Annotated in this window: 20 protein-coding genes and 11 tRNA genes; 7 read left to right on the top strand and 24 right to left on the bottom strand. The window is 30.0% G+C overall.

The genetic code is table 11. The features are described from left to right. The first annotated feature begins 10 nt into the window (after positions 1-10). The 5 genes from E6771_RS07220 to E6771_RS07200 all read left to right on the top strand — a co-directional run bounded on the left by E6771_RS07220 (position 11) and on the right by E6771_RS07200 (position 2,891). Positions 11-958, top strand: a complete 948-nt coding sequence (locus E6771_RS07220) for a M14 family metallopeptidase (RefSeq protein ID WP_316090548.1) — start codon at positions 11-13, stop codon at positions 956-958. Positions 959-1,088: 130 nt separating this feature from the next. Continuing rightward, positions 1,089-1,559, top strand: coding sequence for a hypothetical protein (locus E6771_RS07215; protein ID WP_316090546.1), 471 nt, complete (start codon positions 1,089-1,091; stop codon positions 1,557-1,559). Positions 1,560-1,958: 399 nt separating this feature from the next. After that, positions 1,959-2,126: a hypothetical protein gene (locus tag E6771_RS07210; RefSeq protein WP_410054669.1), complete on the top strand. Its 168-nt coding sequence runs from the start codon at positions 1,959-1,961 to the stop codon at positions 2,124-2,126. A gap of 107 nt (positions 2,127-2,233) precedes the next feature. After that, complete coding sequence (locus tag E6771_RS07205) at positions 2,234-2,503, top strand: hypothetical protein (RefSeq protein WP_316090545.1); 270 nt, start codon at positions 2,234-2,236, stop codon at positions 2,501-2,503. Further along, positions 2,460-2,891: a hypothetical protein gene (locus tag E6771_RS07200; protein WP_316090544.1), complete on the top strand. Its 432-nt coding sequence runs from the start codon at positions 2,460-2,462 to the stop codon at positions 2,889-2,891. The genes E6771_RS07205 and E6771_RS07200 overlap by 44 nt, the downstream gene beginning before the upstream one ends. A gap of 82 nt (positions 2,892-2,973) precedes the next feature. Here the strand turns inward: E6771_RS07200 and E6771_RS07195 are convergent, their stop codons facing one another. The 13 genes from E6771_RS07195 to E6771_RS07135 form a co-directional block, all read right to left on the bottom strand. Then, complete coding sequence (locus E6771_RS07195; RefSeq protein WP_316090543.1) at positions 2,974-3,246, bottom strand: hypothetical protein; 273 nt, start codon at positions 3,244-3,246, stop codon at positions 2,974-2,976. Between the two features lie 289 nt (positions 3,247-3,535). Then, positions 3,536-3,612 (bottom strand) — tRNA-Asp (locus E6771_RS07190). A gap of 9 nt (positions 3,613-3,621) precedes the next feature. Next, positions 3,622-3,697, bottom strand: a tRNA-Val gene (locus E6771_RS07185). A 13-nt stretch (positions 3,698-3,710) separates the two neighbouring features. Beyond that, positions 3,711-3,786: transfer RNA gene (locus E6771_RS07180), tRNA-Phe, on the bottom strand. Between the two features lie 15 nt (positions 3,787-3,801). Then, positions 3,802-3,885 (bottom strand) — tRNA-Ser (locus E6771_RS07175). A 4-nt stretch (positions 3,886-3,889) separates the two neighbouring features. Then, positions 3,890-3,964, bottom strand: a tRNA-Glu gene (locus E6771_RS07170). 8 nt (positions 3,965-3,972) lie between these two features. After that, positions 3,973-4,049: transfer RNA gene (locus E6771_RS07165), tRNA-Ile, on the bottom strand. Positions 4,050-4,065: 16 nt separating this feature from the next. Beyond that, positions 4,066-4,142, bottom strand: a tRNA-Arg gene (locus E6771_RS07160). Positions 4,143-4,147: 5 nt separating this feature from the next. After that, positions 4,148-4,223, bottom strand: a tRNA-Lys gene (locus E6771_RS07155). Between the two features lie 5 nt (positions 4,224-4,228). After that, positions 4,229-4,304, bottom strand: a tRNA-Gly gene (locus E6771_RS07150). A 22-nt stretch (positions 4,305-4,326) separates the two neighbouring features. Further along, positions 4,327-4,403: transfer RNA gene (locus E6771_RS07145), tRNA-Met, on the bottom strand. A 6-nt stretch (positions 4,404-4,409) separates the two neighbouring features. Further along, a tRNA-Leu gene (locus tag E6771_RS07140) sits at positions 4,410-4,497 on the bottom strand. A gap of 120 nt (positions 4,498-4,617) precedes the next feature. Next, positions 4,618-4,911, bottom strand: coding sequence for a GIY-YIG nuclease family protein (locus E6771_RS07135; protein WP_316090542.1), 294 nt, complete (start codon positions 4,909-4,911; stop codon positions 4,618-4,620). A gap of 212 nt (positions 4,912-5,123) precedes the next feature. On the opposite strand from E6771_RS07135, the gene E6771_RS07130 reads away from it, so the two are divergent. Together E6771_RS07130 and E6771_RS07125 are read left to right on the top strand one after the other, a co-directional pair. Next, positions 5,124-6,464 carry a DUF1576 domain-containing protein gene (locus tag E6771_RS07130; protein ID WP_316090541.1) on the top strand — a complete coding sequence of 447 codons (1,341 nt, stop codon included), beginning with the start codon at positions 5,124-5,126 and terminating at the stop codon, positions 6,462-6,464. Between the two features lie 38 nt (positions 6,465-6,502). Further along, positions 6,503-7,021 (top strand): NUDIX hydrolase, encoded by a 519-nt coding sequence (locus E6771_RS07125; RefSeq protein WP_316090540.1) that lies wholly within the window; start codon positions 6,503-6,505, stop codon positions 7,019-7,021. Positions 7,022-7,050: 29 nt separating this feature from the next. Here the strand turns inward: E6771_RS07125 and E6771_RS07120 are convergent, their stop codons facing one another. From E6771_RS07120 to tuf, 11 genes are all read right to left on the bottom strand, one after another. Beyond that, entirely contained in the window at positions 7,051-8,757 is a 1,707-nt protein-coding gene (locus tag E6771_RS07120) for an ABC transporter ATP-binding protein (RefSeq protein ID WP_316090539.1), read from the bottom strand. 189 nt (positions 8,758-8,946) lie between these two features. Then, on the bottom strand, positions 8,947-9,840 hold the full coding sequence (gene era / locus E6771_RS07115) for a GTPase Era (protein WP_316090538.1): 894 nt from the start codon (positions 9,838-9,840) through the stop codon (positions 8,947-8,949). Positions 9,841-9,843: 3 nt separating this feature from the next. Next, positions 9,844-10,629: a tyrosine-type recombinase/integrase gene (locus E6771_RS07110; protein ID WP_316090537.1), complete on the bottom strand. Its 786-nt coding sequence runs from the start codon at positions 10,627-10,629 to the stop codon at positions 9,844-9,846. 2 nt (positions 10,630-10,631) lie between these two features. Next, positions 10,632-12,296, bottom strand: a complete 1,665-nt coding sequence (recN, locus tag E6771_RS07105; protein WP_316090536.1) for a DNA repair protein RecN — start codon at positions 12,294-12,296, stop codon at positions 10,632-10,634. Next, positions 12,290-13,093: an NAD(+)/NADH kinase gene (locus tag E6771_RS07100; protein ID WP_316090535.1), complete on the bottom strand. Its 804-nt coding sequence runs from the start codon at positions 13,091-13,093 to the stop codon at positions 12,290-12,292. Before E6771_RS07100 ends, recN begins: the two co-directional genes overlap by 7 nt. 18 nt (positions 13,094-13,111) lie before the next feature. Further along, a complete protein-coding gene (locus tag E6771_RS07095) occupies positions 13,112-14,209 on the bottom strand; it encodes a murein hydrolase activator EnvC family protein (RefSeq protein WP_316090534.1) in 1,098 nt (365 codons plus the stop codon). Next, positions 14,206-15,054: a cell division protein FtsX gene (locus E6771_RS07090; protein WP_316090533.1), complete on the bottom strand. Its 849-nt coding sequence runs from the start codon at positions 15,052-15,054 to the stop codon at positions 14,206-14,208. Before E6771_RS07090 ends, E6771_RS07095 begins: the two co-directional genes overlap by 4 nt. Before the next feature lie 88 nt (positions 15,055-15,142). Further along, positions 15,143-16,072 (bottom strand): transketolase family protein, encoded by a 930-nt coding sequence (locus E6771_RS07085; RefSeq protein ID WP_316090532.1) that lies wholly within the window; start codon positions 16,070-16,072, stop codon positions 15,143-15,145. Between the two features lie 32 nt (positions 16,073-16,104). Then, the gene (locus tag E6771_RS07080; RefSeq protein WP_316090531.1) at positions 16,105-16,923 is read right to left on the bottom strand and encodes a transketolase; all 819 of its coding nucleotides are present in this window, start codon (positions 16,921-16,923) and stop codon (positions 16,105-16,107) included. Between the two features lie 84 nt (positions 16,924-17,007). After that, positions 17,008-17,601, bottom strand: coding sequence for a hypothetical protein (locus E6771_RS07075; protein ID WP_316090530.1), 594 nt, complete (start codon positions 17,599-17,601; stop codon positions 17,008-17,010). A 49-nt stretch (positions 17,602-17,650) separates the two neighbouring features. Beyond that, positions 17,651-18,835 (bottom strand): elongation factor Tu, encoded by a 1,185-nt coding sequence (gene tuf / locus E6771_RS07070; protein WP_316090529.1) that lies wholly within the window; start codon positions 18,833-18,835, stop codon positions 17,651-17,653. Positions 18,836-18,837 lie beyond the last annotated feature (2 nt).

Genomic DNA, 18,837 nt, shown 5'->3' with positions numbered 1-18,837 from the left:
GGAGAAAATTATGGGTTTTATTTTAGGAAATATAAAATGTGAAAGCGGAAAAAAAGAAAAAGGATATTGGAATATAGAGAAAACTAAATATCATATTCCTATCACTGTTATATGTGGAAAGAAAGAAGGAAAAACAATAGTTATTTCTTCTGGAGTTCATAGTTGTGAATATGTGGGAATACAGGCTGCTATTGAAACAGCTCAAGAATTATCTCCAACTGATATTTCTGGAACAGTTGTCATTTTGCATCCAGTCAATTATACAGGATTCTTCAAAAGACTTCCTGCTGTAATACCTGAAGATAATAAAAATCTTAATAGAGTTTTTCCTGGAGATAAGGATGGAACTCTTTCTGAAAAGATAGCATATAATTTTTCTGAATATCTTTATCCTAATATAGATTTTTTCTTTGATCTTCATGGTGGAGATGTTCAAGAAAATGTAATGCCTTTTGTTTATTTTGCTGGTTCTGCTGATGAAAATGTAAAAAAAATCTCAATAGAAGCTGCAAAATCTTTAACTGTATCTTATAGAGTAAAATCTTCTTCTGTCACTGGAGTGTATAGTTCTGCAGCTATGCAGGGAGTTCCTTCCCTTCTAGTAGAACGAGGTGGAAGAGGACTTTGGAATAAAGAAGAAGTTGCTGCTTATAAACAAGATATAAGAAATCTTTTAAAGCATTTCAATATATTAGAAAATAGTTCTGATCTCTCAATTTTACCTCAAAAAGAAATAAATAATTCTAAATATCTTGAATCTAGACATAATGGATTCTGGTACCCAGCTTTTCAAGCAGGAGATACTTTTAAAAAAGGAGCTTTTCTTGGAGAAATAAAAGATTGTTTTGGAAATATACTTGAAACTTATAAAGCTGAGTTTGATGGAATCATTCTTTATGAAACTATATCTTTAGCTATAGCTATTGATGACCCTCTCATTGCTTATGGAGAAATATAATCTCTTCAATAATTATTAATTAAATAGAATTGATCTTTTTCTGAATTATGTTATACTTAATAAGTTGCAAATTATTCTTTTCACTTTAAATGATTTTCAATGGCGTCACTATAAACATCAAGGGGGAAATATGAATTTTTTTACAATTATTTTTGTTGTTCTTTTTGCAATTTTAGGAAATCTTTTTATTGTTTTTATAAACACTCGTATAGTTATGAAGGGAAAAAGGGGCAAATGTTTGGAAACCCTTTCAAAAGAAAAATGTTACAACTTCACTAAAAGATGGGATTGTAATTATTCAACAATAGCTATTGATGAAGAAAAAAAAGTAATAGCACTTTTACAGTCTACATTTTTAGGCTTTAAAGCATTAGAAATAAATGCTAACAATATTACCACAAAAAAAGTAATTATCAATTCTCTTATTCCAGGAATGGCAACTGGAGTAGAAATATTTTTAACTCTAGAAAATGGAGAGGAATATGATTTAGAAACATTATCTCTAAAAAAAGTTTTATTTGGAACTTTTAAGTTTCATCCTGTTGTAACAAAAGCTATTAAAAATGCTGAAGAAATTGAAAGTATTTTAAATTCATTTTAAATAAAAATTTTTTATTTTTATATTGTATTTAAGCAACTATAAATATTGTTATGGTTGCTTTTTATTTTTTGTATTTTTTTTATAAAATTTCTTGAAAATATTTTTTCTTTATTTTCTTTAATTCTAAAAATTTTTTATAATATTTTTATCTAAAACAATTTTAAGATGTTATAAAATATTTTTTTGTTTTAAAATAATGTTTTTAGTGTTATAATTCAATTATACCAATAAAATAAGTTTGCTTTTTATCTATTTTAATCAACAAATATATATATTACTAAAAGGAATTATACATTTTTTTCGATTTTTTGTATGTCAAAAATGAAGGAGGTTTATTTATTAAGTTTAAATAAAATCACACTGTCTTAAAAATAATTTAATCTTAAGAAGAAAAAAGAAATGAAAATAGATAAAAATAGAGTATTTTTAAGTCAAAAATTTGATGAAGTATATGATAAGTTCAGAAATTGTAATAATGAGGGTGAGCTTTCATTACTTGAAGAAGAAATATTCATAAGAAAAATTAGTTATTCTTTTACCTTAATTAAAAGAAAAGCAAACAAATGAAGAACTTATCAATTAAATATGGTGTAAGATTTAATTACAAATGCTAATCAATTGAGAGCTGCTATTAATTTGAGAATAATTTAAATATTACTAAAGGAGGTCAAAGAATGATAGAAAAAAGAAAAAGAGGCCGCCCTTTAGGAAGTGGAGTTAAAAATTACTCCATTCTTGGGTGTCGATTTACTGAAAAAGAATATTTATTAATTCAAAAAAGTTTAAAAAAACTGAAAGAGGAATATAAAACAAATCATGAGATAATCTTAAATCTTTTTAAAAAATATGGAAAAGATCTTGAGAAAAAAGGAATACATACTATTTTGGAGGAAAAATATAATGATAAAATTAACAAAAGCAGAATTAGAACTACTGAAAGATAATAAGGATGGAATAGCACAATTATTAGTAAGAAAAGCTATTCTTGTAGAGATGGAAAAGAAAAAATATACAGAAGAGGAAAAAAAATATCTTGAGGAGACAAAATTAAATATGGAGATAGAATTCTATCTTAATTCAATAGCACAAAAAACAATTCAAGTATATGATTATGAACTACTAGAAGTATATAAGAATAATGCTGAACTATTAAAGGATAAAAATACAATAGAAGTATATCCACAGCTTCAGCAGGCATTATTCAATCAAAAACTGGGAGAAGAAAAAGTAAAAGTAATAAATAAACTGGTAGAAAAATATAAAATAAATGATGTATTAAAAGAATATGTAAAGATAGAAGAACCAGAAAAAAAAGAAGAAAAAAAGAAATAATTTTTTTTTTAAATATGGGGACTTGAAAATTTTTCAAGTCCCCATTCTAACATTTATATATTTGAGTATAATATAATTAAAATTAATTTGCTGGTGTAGTTGGTATTTCTACTCCAGAAACTTCTGCTATAGCTTTTGCCCATTCTTGAGCCTCTTTTATAGCATCTTGATCTCCTTTTGTTGCTTTTTCAGAAAGTTTTTTCATAATTTCTTCATACTCTTTTATAGCTTTTGAATCACTATTCATAACTTTTTTTGATAATGCAACTTTATCACTGTATGAATAACTATCTTTTGCACCTCCACAAGCTGCAAGCAACCCTATCATCAAAGCTCCTATTACTATTTTTTTCATTTAAAATCCTCCTTAGATATGTATTTTGGTTTTTTATGTTAATTAATTTTAACACAAAGCCCATTTTACATGCAACCAAGTAAGCTTCTCATTATGACAACTGACAGGTGCTTTTTATTTTTTATACAATAAAATTCCATTTATACTATTAAAATAAAAAATAAATTATAACAAATATAATATTTTAAGAAAATAGTAAAATATAAATTTAGTCTATTCTAAAAAGAAATTATTATTAATAAATATAAAAAAAAGACATATACTAGCATGTCTTGTATTTTTTAAATTATGGCGGGAGTGACGAGGGTCGAACTCGCGACCTCCTGCGTGACAGGCAGGCGCTCTAACCAACTGAGCTACACCCCCAAAGGCATATGGTGGTCACAATAGGACTTGAACCTATGACCCCCTGCTTGTAAGGCAGGTGCTCTCCCAACTGAGCTATGCGACCATATTAGTTTAAATGGTGCCCAGAGGCGGAATCGAACCACCGACACGGGGATTTTCAGTCCCCTGCTCTACCGACTGAGCTATCTGGGCAAACATTTGAAATACTGGCGGAAGGTCAGAGATTCGAACTCTGAAGTCTTGCGACGCCGGTTTTCAAGACCGGTTCCTTACCAGTTAGGGTAACCTTCCATAGTGGTACCCCGTAGGGGAATCGAACCCCTGTTGCCAGAGTGAAAATCTGATGTCCTTACCACTGAACGAACGGGGCAAAAAAAATGGTGGATCCAGCTGGAGTTGAACCAGCGACCACTCGGTTATGAGCCGAGTGCTCTAACCAACTGAGCTATGGATCCACAATTAGTTAAAACATGGCGTGTCTGAAGGGATTCGAACCCCTGACCCACGCCTTAGAAGGGCGTTGCTCTATCCAGCTGAGCTACAGACACATAAATGGTGCGTCATACAGGATTTGAACCTGTGGCAACACGATTAAAAGTCGTGTGCTCTACCAGCTGAGCTAATGACGCATCTTTGGAGCGGGAAACGAGGTTCGAACTCGCGACATTCAGCTTGGAAGGCTGACGCTCTACCAACTGAGCTAATCCCGCATATATTTATTATTATTTTGTTTGGTGGCGGGGGCAAGATTTGAACTTACGACCTTCGGGTTATGAGCCCGACGAGCTACCAGACTGCTCTACCCCGCAACATAATGGTGCCTAGAGCCGGAATCGAACCGGCACGGTACTAAGTACCACGGGATTTTAAGTCCCGTGCGTCTACCTGTTCCGCCATCCAGGCAATCTTTGACTTTTTTGATAACTCTTACAACTTATCTCTTTCTGTCAAGGACATTTACTATATTATCATAACTAACAAATTATGTCAATAACTTTTTTTAAAAAAATAAAAAAAGTTTTTTTATTTTATAATTATTCCTAAATCTCTTAATATCAACGTTTTAAACCCATTGATTTTATTGAGTTCTTTCTCTTTTTGATCCTTTGTCATTTTTTTTATATAATACTCAATCTTGGATGCTTCGCTTCTTCCATTACATTTAAAGAATATTTCTATTCCTAAAACTCCTTTTGATTTTGTATATTTTGCTCCTATTCCTTGTTCATGTTCTTTATATCTTCTTTTTAAATCAGTAGTTATCCCTGTATATAGGGAATTATCTCTGCATCTTATAATATATATATAATATTCCATTGATTTCCACCTTTTAAATATAGACTATCCGTATTATATTCTAAAATAAAAAAAAATTTAAGTACTTTTTATTTTGACATAATCTTTTTTATTCAATAATGTATTAAATCCAAAAATATAACCCTATATATAATTTAAATACAATGTATAATTGACTTTTATCTTAAAAAATAATAATATCTAATTAGATATTTTTTATGAAGGAGGGAAGTGTGGATAATTTTAATAGAAAAAGAATGAAAAAAATAAAAATCTTATCAGGAATTCTGATAGGTTTTATCGTTATATCCTTTATGGGCTATGTTATTCATGAAAGAGAAAATATTTTTACTGGAATTTTAAAAATCATAACATCTCCAGCTGTTCTTATTACAGATTTCCTTGTAATAGGAGGTATTGGAGCTTCATTTGTGAATGCTTTCCTAATATTTTTATTTAATTTCACCATCATCAAAATGTTAAAAATTGAAATAAATGGATTAATAATTGCTTCTTTTTTCACTGTTTTTGGATTTTCATTTTTTGGTAAAAACATCTTAAACATTCTGCCTTTCTATCTTGGAGGGATTCTCTACAGTCTTTATGAACACATAGATTTTAAAGAAATATTTATTACTATATCTTTTGCCAGTGCTCTTGCTCCTTTTGTAAGTGAAGTTGCTTTCAGAGTAGATACTACTGATACATCATATCTTAATGCTATAGCTTTAGGAATATTAATAGGATTTATTGTTACTCCTCTTGCTAAAAAAATGGCTTCTTTCCATGAAGGGTTCAACTTATATAACTTAGGATTCACTGGTGGGATATTAGGTGCTGTAATTACTTCCATTTTAAAGCTGTATAAGTTCCAAATAACCCCTCAGCGAATAATTTCAGTAGAATATGACCTTGCTCTTAAATTAATCTGTTCTGGAGTCTTTCTGAGCCTTATAATCATCGGTTACTTTATTAATGGAAGTTCATTTGCAGGTTATAAAAAACTTTTAGAAGACACAGGATTAAAAGCAGATTATGTCCAACGTTATGGTTTTGGTCTTACATACATAAATATGGGTATAATGGGATTTGTTGCAATGGGGTTTGTTGTTTTACTTGGGGAAACTTTCAATGGTCCTCTTTTAGCAGGTATTCTTACTATAGTAGGGTTCTCAGCTTATGGAAAACATTTCCTCAACACTATTCCTGTTTTAATAGGTGTATACCTTGCTAAATTTGGAAGCAATACTGATACATTTACTGTTGCTCTTTCTGGACTTTTTGGTACTTCTCTTGCTCCAATATCTGGAGTATACGGAACTTTCTGGGGAATAGTAGCTGGATGGCTTCACCTTGCAGTAGTACAAAGTATTGGAACTGTTCATGGAGGTCTTAATCTTTATAATAATGGATTTTCTGCTGGTATAGTAGCTGGATTTCTTCTTCCTGTAATGGATATGATTAAAAATCATAAAGATAAAGAAAGATTGAAATATTTAAAAAGAAAAAAACAGCTTTATGAAGCAATAAATTTAGAGAGAAAAAAATTTGAGGAGCTTGATGAAGAACATTAAAATAAATTTATATACTAAAATAAAAAGAAGGGGATAAAATGAAATTAGAAAAATTGGAAGACTTAAAATTCCTTAAAATCGCTGTTGAAAAACATCCAACTACTGGAATACAATTGGAATATTTAGATAAACCTAATGCAATTGCTGCTCTTGTATTAAATGCAACTGGAAATAAGGCTCTTCTTGTAAAACAATATAGACCTGGATTCCAAGGGTATATGTATGAGATTCCTGCTGGGATAATGGAAGATGGAGAAAATCCTTTGTACACTTTAGAAAGAGAAATAGAAGAAGAAACTGGATACTTAAAAAATGATTATAATCTTATTTATAATCCTAAAAAACCTTTGATCCTGTCTCCAGGATATACAAGTGAATCTCTATATATTTATATTATACAGCTAAAAAATGACTCTATCACTCCACAAAACTTAAAATTAGACATTGGAGAAGACTTAGTTGATACTTGGTTCCCCTTAAGTGAAATTGAAGATGTTACAACAGATTTTAAAACTGTCTTTACTATTCATCTTTATAAAAACATCAAAAATTCTTAAAAGCAAAAAGAGAGCTTGTGCTCTCTTTTCTATAAATTACTCATGTTATGAAGCTTGTGATAAAAACCTTTATTCTCTAAAAGCTCTTTATGTGTTCCTCTTTCTTCTATCCCATTATCAGTAAGAACTATTATTTCATCAGCATTTTGAATAGTAGAAAGTCTGTGAGCAACTACTATTGTTGTTCTTCCTTTGCATAACTCTTCAAGTGATTTTTGAATAAGTCTTTCTGTAATATTATCAAGAGCAGAAGTTGCCTCATCAAGTATCAATATTGGAGGATTTTTTAAAAATATTCTGGCAATGGCAATTCTTTGTTTCTGTCCACCTGAAAGCTTTACTCCTCTCTCTCCAACAAAAGTATTATATCCATCAGGCATTTCCATTATTAAACCATGAATATTTGCTTTTTTAGCAGCAATCATTACTTCATCATCTGTTGCTTCACTATTTCCTACTAAAATATTTTCTTTTATAGTTCCAGTAAATAAGAATACATCTTGTTGTACTATTCCAATATTTTTTCTTAAAGATTCCAATTTTACATCATATATACTCTTTCCATCTATTTTTATATCACCATCATCAATGGTATAAAATCTGGGAATAAGATTACATAGAGTCGTTTTTCCTCCACCAGAAGGACCTACCAATGCAAGCATTTTTCCTTTTGGTATTTTTAAAGAAATATTTTTCAAAACCTCTTTATCTTCATGTTTAAATGATACATCCTGAAAGTCTATTTCTCCTTCTACTTTCCCTATTTCATCAGCATTAATTTTATCACTTTCTTCCTCTTCTGAAATTATATCTAAAAATCTTTTAAAGCCACTCATACCATTTTGATACTGCTCTACAAATGCTATAAGTCTTTTTATTGGCTGAGTAAATATTTTTATATATAAAAGATAAGCAAGGAAATCCCCTATATTAATTTTCCCCATATATGCAAATATTCCTCCAAATATAAGAACTGCATAATCCAAAAGATCGGTTAAAAATCCTACTCCTGCACCATATTCTGCCATTATTTTATATGATTTGCTTCTGGCATCTACAAATCTTTGATTATCTTCTTCAAATCTCTCTCTTTCATTTTCATTAATAACAAAGGCCTTTGATACTCTTATTCCTGAAATACTATTTTGAAGTCTTGCATTAATATCTCCAGTTTTTTCTCTCGTTTTTACAAATGCTGCCAACATTCTTTTTCTTTGAAATAAACTATATATTATAATAAGTGGTAAAAGACAAAATATTATAATTGTCAATCCAACATTTATTCTAATCAGTACTAGAAAAGACCCCATTATCATAAAAAATGATATAAATAAGTCTTCTGGTCCATGATGGGCAAGTTCTGATATATCCTGCAAGTCATTAACTATCCTTGACATTATACTTCCTGTTTGAGTATTATCAAAATATCTAATAGGAAGATTTTGAAGATGGCTATATACATCTCTTCTCATGTCAGCTTGCATTCCTACTCCTACAAGATGCCCCCAATACTGCATAAAATAGGCACAAAACATTTTTATTACATATATCCCTAAAAGTACTCCTGCAAATACTCCAATAGCTCTAAATTCTCTATTAGGGATTGTATGATTAGCTATTTCTCTAGTTATCATTGGGTATACCAAATCGCATAATGCAGAAATGGTTGCCACAAACAGGTCTAGAAAAAACATTTTTTTATACGGTTTATAGTAACTTATAAATTTTTTAAACATTTTTCCCCCTCGATTCTTCTTGATTATAGATAATATTATATCATATAATTCAAAATATTTGGATGATAAAAAATTATATTAAATAAATAAAAATAAGTTTCAGAATTTTTTCATTAGAATTGTTAACTTGATTAAACGTATAAACTCTTCTAATTTCCAAAATTCTAAAACTTACACTATACTCCTAAATTATTTTCCATCTACATATCCCAATTCTTTTAAAAATGGTTTTTTCTTTCTCCAATCATCTTTTACCTTTACCCAAAGTGTAAGATAAATAGGCTCTCCAAGCAATTCTTCTATATCTTTTCTTGCTTCTGTTCCTATTTCCTTTAAAAGTTTACCATTTTTTCCTATAATAATTCCTTTTTGTGAATCTCTTTCTACATAAATATTTACATCAAATTTATCTCTGCCATTCTCTCTTTTAACTACATCTAATATTTCAACAGCTACTGAATGAGGTATCTCATCTCTTGTTTTCAAAAGTATTTTTTCTCTTACTATCTCAGTTATTATCTTATAAACAGACATATCTGTATACATATCATCAGGATAATATTTAATTCCTTCTTCCATATATGGATCAATTGCCTCTAATAATCTAGGTAATCCAAAAGCATATTGTCCTGATATCTCAACTACTGCATTAAATTCTCCAAGTTTTTCTTTTACTTCTTCTCTTTTAGCACCAAGTTTTTCATCAGAAAGTTTATCTATTTTATTAATTACAAGAATTCTTGGTGTTCTTTTAGCCTCCATTACTCTCTCCATAACAAATTGATCTCCAGTACTGATTTCTTGTGATCCATCTAAAAGAAAAAGTATTACATCTACATCTTTTAATATCCTAATAGCGCTGTTAGTCATATGCTCTCCAAGAAGGTGTTTTGCTTTATGTATTCCTGGAGTATCTATAAAGATGTACTGATTACCATTCAAATTAAGTATCCCTTTTATATTGTCTCTAGTTGTCCCTGCTTTATCTGAAACTATTGCAACTTTTTCAGATACAAGCTTATTTATCAGTGTAGATTTTCCCACATTAGGTCTCCCTACAACTGCTATAAATCCTGCTTTCATTTATTAATCATCTCCTATACCTATTTTCATATAAGCTTCTCTTATTTTTTCAATAAAAGATATATCATCATTTTCATGTTTATCTTTTATCTCCACACTTATTCTTTTTATCATATTAGGAGAGATTTCCTGTTTTATCCCTGCTTTTTTTCCATATGATATAAATCTCGCTCTGAATCCTTGTCTTGAAAGTTGCCCAAACACTCTTTTTTCTTCTGGATTTTTCAGCATTTCCACATAGTTTTTTAAATCTATTCCTAATTTTTCACTTATTGATTCTGAATACACTCTTTTTCCTTTTGTAGTAGTTATATTTTTATATTCATAAGTTTCAAGCATATCCTTTTCAATTTCCAGAATATCATTTATTTTTAATCCTGTTTCACATAATAATCTTATTACTAGATTATCTCTTTTATCTTCAAAACTGTTCCCACACTGTTCCAGAATTCTATTCAGCTCTTGGAGCTCCAAAACCTTTATAGCTGTCTTTTGGAGTTTTGGAAGTTCTATCTCTTTCATAGGCATAAAATCTACTATTCTTTTTTGAAGAAGATATCTGTAAAAACTTTTCAAAGAACTTACTTTTCTATAAATAGATCTTTCACTATATTTATCTTTAAGTTTCTCTATATATTTTAAAATATCATCATTATCAATATCTATCCAGTCTTTTTCTCCAATAAACTCTTTAAAATCTTTCAAATCTCTTTGATACATTTCATGAGTAGTATCTATGATCCTTCCATTTTCTTTTGATGTTTCTAAAAACTCTTTCACAAAATCCATACTTACTCCTCATTTAAAAGTTCTTCCGCATGTTTACGTACTGCTTCTGTTACATTTTCTCCTGCCAGCATTCTTGCAATTTCTTCTATTCTTCCTTTTGCATCTAATTTTCTGACTGTAGTAGAAGTATTGTTATTTACTGTTTCTTTTTTTATATAGAATTGCTGATGTGCTCTTGCTGCTATAGCTGGAGAATGTGTTATAGATACCACTTGTGCATGATCTCCTATTTCTCTCATTTTATTGGCTATTTTCCTAACAGTTTCTCCTCCTACTCCTGTATCAATTTCATCAAAAATAAGAATAGGAATATTATCAACTCTTGAAAAGATTACTTTCAAAGCAAGCATTATTCTGCTTACTTCTCCACCAGAAGCTATTTTCCACAGAGGTTTCATATCTTGTCCTACATTTGTTGATATAAGAAATTCTACATTATCAGAACCATTCACTCCCATGGAATCCATTTTTTCCACAACAATATGAAATTTTGCATCTCCCATTTTTAAAAATTTAAGTTCTTTTTCAAGTTCTTTTTCTATTTCAAGAGATTTTTTCAATCTAAACTTTCTCAATTCTTCTGCATCTTTCCAATAACTTTTTTCTACTTCTTCTTTTAATTTTAATAATCTTTTCACTTCAAAATTATTTTCATCTAAAAACTCTACTTTTTCAGCTATTCCATTTCTAAACTCAATAATTTCTTCAATTGTTGCACCATATTTGCTCTTCATCTTATTGATAGCATCAAGTCTGTCTACCACTTTTTGTAATCTTGTTTCATCTATATCTATATCTTGATCTATAGTATCTAATATATCTACACAATCTTCAAGTTCATAATAAACTTTTTCAAGTTTTTCTAAAATTTCTTGAAATTCATTTCCATATCTGCATAAACTCTCTATATTCTTCCTTGAATTATATATAAAATGGAGTGCATTAAATTCTCCATCTCTTAATTGCAGATTTGAATCAAGTATTTTATCTTTTATTTTTCCAGCATTAAATAATTTTTTATATTCTTCTTCCAGTCTAATATCCTCTTCAGGTTGTGGATTTACTCTGTCAATCTCAGCAAGTTGAAATTCATAAAATTCTCTTTTTTCTATAGCTTCCTGCCTTGTTTTTTCAATATTCTCTATTTGTGAGACAAGATCTTTGTATTCATTATATTTTCTTCCAATGCTCTCTCTCAAAACTTTTCCGTCATCCCCTAAAAATTTATCAAGAAGCCTGATATGATTACTTTTATTTAAAAGCATCTGATGAGAGTGTTGACCTACTATATCCACTAAAGTTCCCATAACATCTTTAAGACTGTTGAGTGATACTCTTATATTATTTACAAAGGCTTTTCCTTTTCCATTAGTATCTAAATATCTTCTTACAATTACTTCATTATCCTCTGTTTCTATGCCAAAACGGGCAGAGAGCTCCTCTGCCTGTTCATCATTTATTTCAAAAACTCCCTGAGCAAGGAGGTGATCTTCTCCACTCCTTATCATATCTACAGAAGCTTTTTCTCCTATAAGAAGATTTATTCCACTGAGGATAATAGATTTTCCTGCTCCTGTTTCTCCTGTGAGAACTATAAGTCCATTACCAAATTCTAAATCAAGTTCATCAATTATAGCCAGATTTTCTATTTTAAGCTCTCTTAACATAGATTATCTCCCCACTTTAATTTTTCTCTAAGGACACTATAATAATTTCTATCCTTAGGTATTACAAGGTTTAAAGTCATATTTGAGTATTCAATATCTATTATGCTTTCACTATTTACTTTTGTACTTACTTGTCCATCTACCACTATCTGACCTGTTCTATCTGTATCTTCCATTTGTATCTGCAGTTTTTCCTCTCCACTGATTACAATAGGTCTTGTATTAAGATTATGAGGTGCTAAAGGAGTTACTATCATAGCTTTCATATTAGACTTCACTATAGGTCCTCCTGCTGACATTGAATATGCTGTAGACCCAGTAGGGGTAGAAATTATAACTCCATCTCCCTTATATGTACACATATATTCATTATCAGAAGAAAACTTAACTCTCAGCACCTTTGAGGTTACTCCTCCTTTAGATATAACAATTTCATTTAATGCATAATATTTCTTATGGTTTATTCTTATTTCTAATATATATCTTTTTTCATATTTGAAAATCCCATTTAAAAAATTATCATACTCTTCAAATACTTTTTCTTTTTTTATCTCTGTTAGAAATCCTAAACTTCCAGCATTTATTGCAATAACATAAATTTGAGATCTGAATATAAAATGTTTGAAGGATCTTAGAAGTGTTCCATCTCCCCCTATAACTACAGCAAAATCAGCTTCAGTACTTCTTTCTCCAGAAACTACTTCTATATTTTTTTTATGAAAATATTTAATACTTTCTTCATACAATTCTTTTGCTATTTTTTTTTCAAAATTATAAATTATACACACTTTTTTCATCTATTCTGCCCCCCAAGTTTAAAACATTGGAACAGGATCTATTGGTTTCAGATTAAACCTCAACTCATAATAAAGATTTGGTTTTCCCTCTGTTGAAAGTCCAAGTACCCCTATTTCTGCACCTTTTCCTACTGTCTGATTTAATTTTACATTAGTGGATATAAGATTTCCATATACTCCAATCATATTATATCCATAATCTATCATTACCACTTTTCCAAGTCCTTGGAAGTTATCTGAATAAATTACTTTTCCTCCAGAAGAAGCTATTACTTTCCTTCCCATTTGTGCCAGTATTTCTATTCCATTACTTGTTACTCCTTGTTCTTTTTCTTGTTCAAAATTTACTACAATTCTTCCTTCTACTGGTTTTAAAACCTTTCCTAACTTAGAATAAGCCTGACTTTTATTTACTACCTGTTTATCTTCCTTACTTCTAGCAACAATGATCTGTTTGATTTGTTTTTCTATTCTTTCTTTTTCCTTTTGAAGTTTGCTTATAGTTTTTACATGAGTAGTTTTTTCATTATTAAGTCTTGCTATAAGCGAATTTTTTTCTTTTTTCATTCTGTCTATATTTTTTAAATTTTGAGCAAGCTTATTTCTAAGAGTACTCAATTTTAATTTTTCATTTTCAATGTCTTTTTTTACTTTCCTTATGTCTACTTGTACTGATTGAATATAATCCATTTTTTTCAAATCCCCATTTAGAAGATTTTTAAAGTTCTTTCTTAGAAGAGCTTCTGTTATAATTTCTTCATCTTTATCATAAACATATCTATTCCATGCTATAAGTTTAGCCTTATATTCCAGCTTTTTTCTTTTCATTTCATCAGAACTTATTGCCAAATTCTTTTCTCCATATTCTATATTTTTTGAAACAGTTTTTATCTCTTCAACTATTTTCTCTCTTTCCTTCTCTATATTTTCAATATCTTTTTCAATATCTTTTATCTGTTTAGCTATCTTTTGTTTTTCCACATCAATAGTCTTTATTCTAGTGTTTTTCTGATTTATTTGATGTTCTATATTTTTTACTTTCTTTTCCATATCTGATACAGAGTCTGAAAAAGACAAAACACTAAAAAACATAAAAAACAGAACTACTCTTTTCAAGATTCCTCCTTAGAAACTTTTTTCAGTTTTAAAGGATTAACCCAAATGAGAACATTTATCATAAGTATAATAAGCCCTTCTATAAGAATTATCTCTCCTAAGCTTAATATCAAATATCTAGTGCTTATTTTGAGCATTTGTTCTCTGAGATAAATATATCCATTAAAAAATATAAGGGTCCCTATTATAGATGCTGCTGTAAATGGCAGTAAATTTACTTTTTTAGATCTGGCTGCATTTATTCTTTCATCAAGAATTATATCCACATTGTTGAGAAACTCTATGGATACTGCATTGTAGAAGATATAATATATCATAACCATTGAAGGTAGCGTCATTCCTAAGATAATACTTACAAGTATTATTTTATAAAATTTCATTTCCCTCTCTTTATATGCTATAAAATTGGCATCTATAAAAACTTCCTTGATATTTTGATTACTTTCTAAATTTTCTTGTATTTTTTCTAATTTTGCTGGATTATCAAAATAAATCAACAGCGAATCTGACAAAGGATTTTCTCCTTTTGGAATTGCGATATCTAATTGAAATTGAAGTTTTTTAAAAGCTTCCTCTTTAGATAAATATCTTACTTTTTTTACTCCTTCTATATTTAGAACTTCTATTTCTGTTTTGTTTTTTTCCTCTTCATTTAGATTACTTCTCAAATCTGTTGTAAAAAAATAACTATTCTCAATTTTTTTAGTAATAGAAGAAATATTGATCACAAAAGACAAGAAAAAATTTAAGATGATAAAGGAAATAACCAAAAGTATAAATGTTTTTTTCTTCAACTGTATTCTATTTTTAGTATAATTCTTTTCAATTTTTAATAAGTTATTCATATCCACCTCATCATAAAAATTTTTTCGTTATGATTAAAGGCTGACCTAATCAGAACAATAAACTTTTTGGTCAGCCGACTTTTCATTTTTACATGTTTTCTTTAATCATTGATACTAATTTAGCTGCTGTAAGTTCATATTTTTCCAAAAGTTCATTTGCTTTTCCACTTTGTCCAAATTTATCATAAATACCAAGTTTTTTAACTTTAGTAGGATATACTTCTGATAAAAACTCAGATACGGCTGAACCAAGTCCTCCTATTACAGAATGTTCTTCTGCTGTAATTATAAATTTAGTTTCTTTAGCTGCTTTCAGTATAGTTTCTCCATCAAGAGGCTTTATTGTCCCTACATTTATAACTCTTATTGATATCCCTTCCTGTGCAAGAATATCAGCTGCTTTTATAGCCTCATAAGTCATAAGACCTGTTGCTGCTATTGTCACATCATTTCCTTCTTTTACAGTATTAGCTATACCTATTTGAAAATCATAAGTTTCTTCATCAAATATTGTTTCTACATCTAATCTTCCCATTCTAATATATACAGGTCCTTCATATTCTGCTGCTGCAAATATCATTTTTTTAGTTTCAACAGCATCAGCTGGAGATAAAACTATCATTCCTGGAATAGATCTCATTAGAGCTATATCTTCTATGGACTGGTGTGATCCTCCATCTTCTCCTACAGATATTCCTGCATGAGTAGGAGCAATTTTTACATTTAATTTAGGATAAGCTATTGTGTTTCTTATTTGTTCAAATGCTCTTCCTGCTGCAAACATTGCAAATGTAGAAGCAAAAGGAATTTTTCCACAAGCAGCAAATCCTGCTGCTGTTCCCATAAGATCCGCTTCTGCTATACCTACATTAAAATGTCTCTCAGGAAATTCCTTTTGAAACATACTAGTTTTTGTAGATTTAGTTAAATCTGCATCTAATACTACGATATCTTTATTTATTTTTCCAAGCTCTACTAAAGCTTCTCCATAAGCTTGTCTTGTAGCTTTTTTACTCATTTATTTTTCCCTCCTGGATTCTTTTAGATTAATTATTTACTGTTAAGTTCTGCTAATGCTTTTTCAGTTTCTTCTTTAGTTGGTGCTACTCCATGAAATCCACAAACATTTTCCATGAAAGATACTCCCTTACCTTTTATAGTTTTAGCTATTACAATAGTTGGCTTTCCTTTTACTTCTTTTGCTTTGGCTAAAGCAGAAAGAATCTCTTCAAAGTTATGTCCATCTATTTTTATAACATTCCATCCAAAAGCTTCCCATTTTGCATCAACAGGCTCAACACCCATAATTTTATCTACATTTCCATCTATTTGAAGATTATTAAGATCTAAGAATGCACATACATTATCAAGTTTATAATGTGCTGCTGTCATTGCAGCTTCCCATACTTGCCCTTCTTGTAATTCACCATCTCCTAGAATAACATATGTTCTGTAAGATTCTCCAGAAAGTTTAGCATTTAATGCCATACCATTTGCTACTGATAATCCTTGTCCTAATGATCCAGTAGATATTTCTATTCCTGGAACTTTTTTCATATCAGGATGTCCTTGTAATATTGATCCATATTGTCTTAAAGTTCCCAAAATAGTTTTATCAATATATCCTCTCTCTGCAAGTGTGGCATATAATGCTGGTGCTGCATGTCCTTTTGATAATACAAATCTATCTCTCCCTGGCATTTTAGGATTAGTAGGATCTATGTTCATTTCTGAAAAATATAGAACTGTTAAAATATCTGTTGCTGAAAGTGATCCTCCTGGGTGCCCTGATTTTGCTTCACAGATCATTTCTACAATAGATTTTCTTATATTAGTTGCTTTTTCTTCTAGAGTTTTGATATCTTTCATTTATTTCTCCTTTCAAATATTTATATTCTCTCTAAATTATATTATTTTATACATAATATTGTCAAGAAAAGGTATTTTTTTAGGTCAAAAAAACATGTCTATCCTTTTTAAAATCAAGCCAATACCATCTTTTAAAAATTTAAATATATCCTTGTATTTGATACAGCCTATGATTAAAAGAAAAAAAGAATAGGAAAATAAAGGTCTTATAAGTTTTCCTTCTTTTTTCATATTCTTGAGGATAGTAAATATCCCCAAAGAAAACAGATACAAAAATTCCATACTATTTTTTGTATAAGCAATAGCAATAATAGTACTTAATGCTGTAAAAAACACTAATAGAGTTTTTGTTATCTGTGGATTGCAACTTATCCCTACAACTGGTATTTTAATCAGGGCTCCTCCGCCCCATCCTTTAGGATACAAATCAAAAATAAAATGAAGAGATAATGCTAGCGCAAAACCTATAAGAAAATATCTAAAAGTATCATTACTATCCCTCTCATAAAATCTTATTAACATAAGAAGAATTAAAGGACTATGTGTAAGAATACTTCTATGTCTTAAATTAAATTTAAAATCCCAATCAGGAAATCTTATTCCTAAAAAATAAGCTGTAAAAGAAACTACTATTCCTACAAAACTTACTTTATCAAAAAATTTCATCAGAAAATCCATTTTTTCTCCCTTAGTTCTGAAAAAAAAGGAGCAGAAAATATCTGCTCCTTTATTTAGTAATTTCAGCAACTACACCAGAAGCTACTGTTCTTCCACCTTCTCTGATTGCAAATCTTAATCCTGTTTCCATTGCGATTGGGTGAATTAATTCTACTCTCATTTCTATGTTATCTCCTGGCATTACCATTTCTACTCCCTCTGGCAATGATACTGCTCCTGTTATATCTGTTGTTCTAAAGTAAAATTGTGGTCTGTATCCTGTAAAGAATGGTGTATGTCTTCCTCCCTCTTCTTTAGTCAGTACATAAACCTCTGATCTGAATCCTGTATGTGGTAGTATTGTTCCTGGTTTCGCCAATACTTGTCCTCTTTCTACATCTTCTTTTTTTGTTCCTCTTAATAGAGCTCCTATGTTATCTCCTGCTTGTCCTTGATCAAGTAGTTTTCTAAACATTTCTACTCCTGTACATGTTGTCTTTGCTGTAGGTTTGATTCCTATTATTTCTAATTCTTCTCCTACTTTTACTATTCCTCTTTCTACTCTTCCTGTTACTACTGTTCCTCTTCCTGTTATTGTGAACACATCTTCTATCGGCATCAAGAATGGTTGATCTACTGCTCTTTCTGGAGTCGGGATATACTCATCTACTGCGTTCATCAGCGCCATTATTTGATCTACCCATTTTTGTTCTCCATTTAGTGCTCCTAGTGATGATCCTGTTATTACTGGAATATCATCTCCTGGAAATCCATACTCTGTTAGTAATTCTCTTACTTCCATTTCTACTAGTTCTAGTAATTCTGGATCGTCTACCATATCTGCTTTATTTAAATATACTACTATATAAGGAACTCCTACTTGTCTAGATAGTAAGATATGTTCTCTTGTTTGAGGCATAGGTCCATCTGCTGCTGATACAACTAGTATAGCTCCATCCATTTGCGCTGCTCCTGTAATCATGTTTTTTACATAGTCAGCATGTCCTGGACAGTCAACGTGAGCATAGTGTCTTTTTTCTGTTTCATACTCAATGTGAGCTGTATTAATTGTAATTCCTCTTTCTCTTTCTTCTGGAGCTACGTCGATTTTATCAAAATCAACTTTTTGAGCTAGTCCTAAGTCTGATAAAACTTTAGAGATAGCTGCTGTTGTTGTTGTTTTTCCGTGGTCAACGTGTCCAATTGTTCCAATGTTTACATGGGGTTTGCTTCTTTCGAATTTTGCTTTAGCCATTT

The organism is Fusobacterium sp., from assembly GCF_032477075.1.
Taxonomy (GTDB): domain Bacteria; phylum Fusobacteriota; class Fusobacteriia; order Fusobacteriales; family Fusobacteriaceae; genus Fusobacterium_A.
This window is presented reverse-complemented; position numbering and strand designations above follow the sequence as displayed.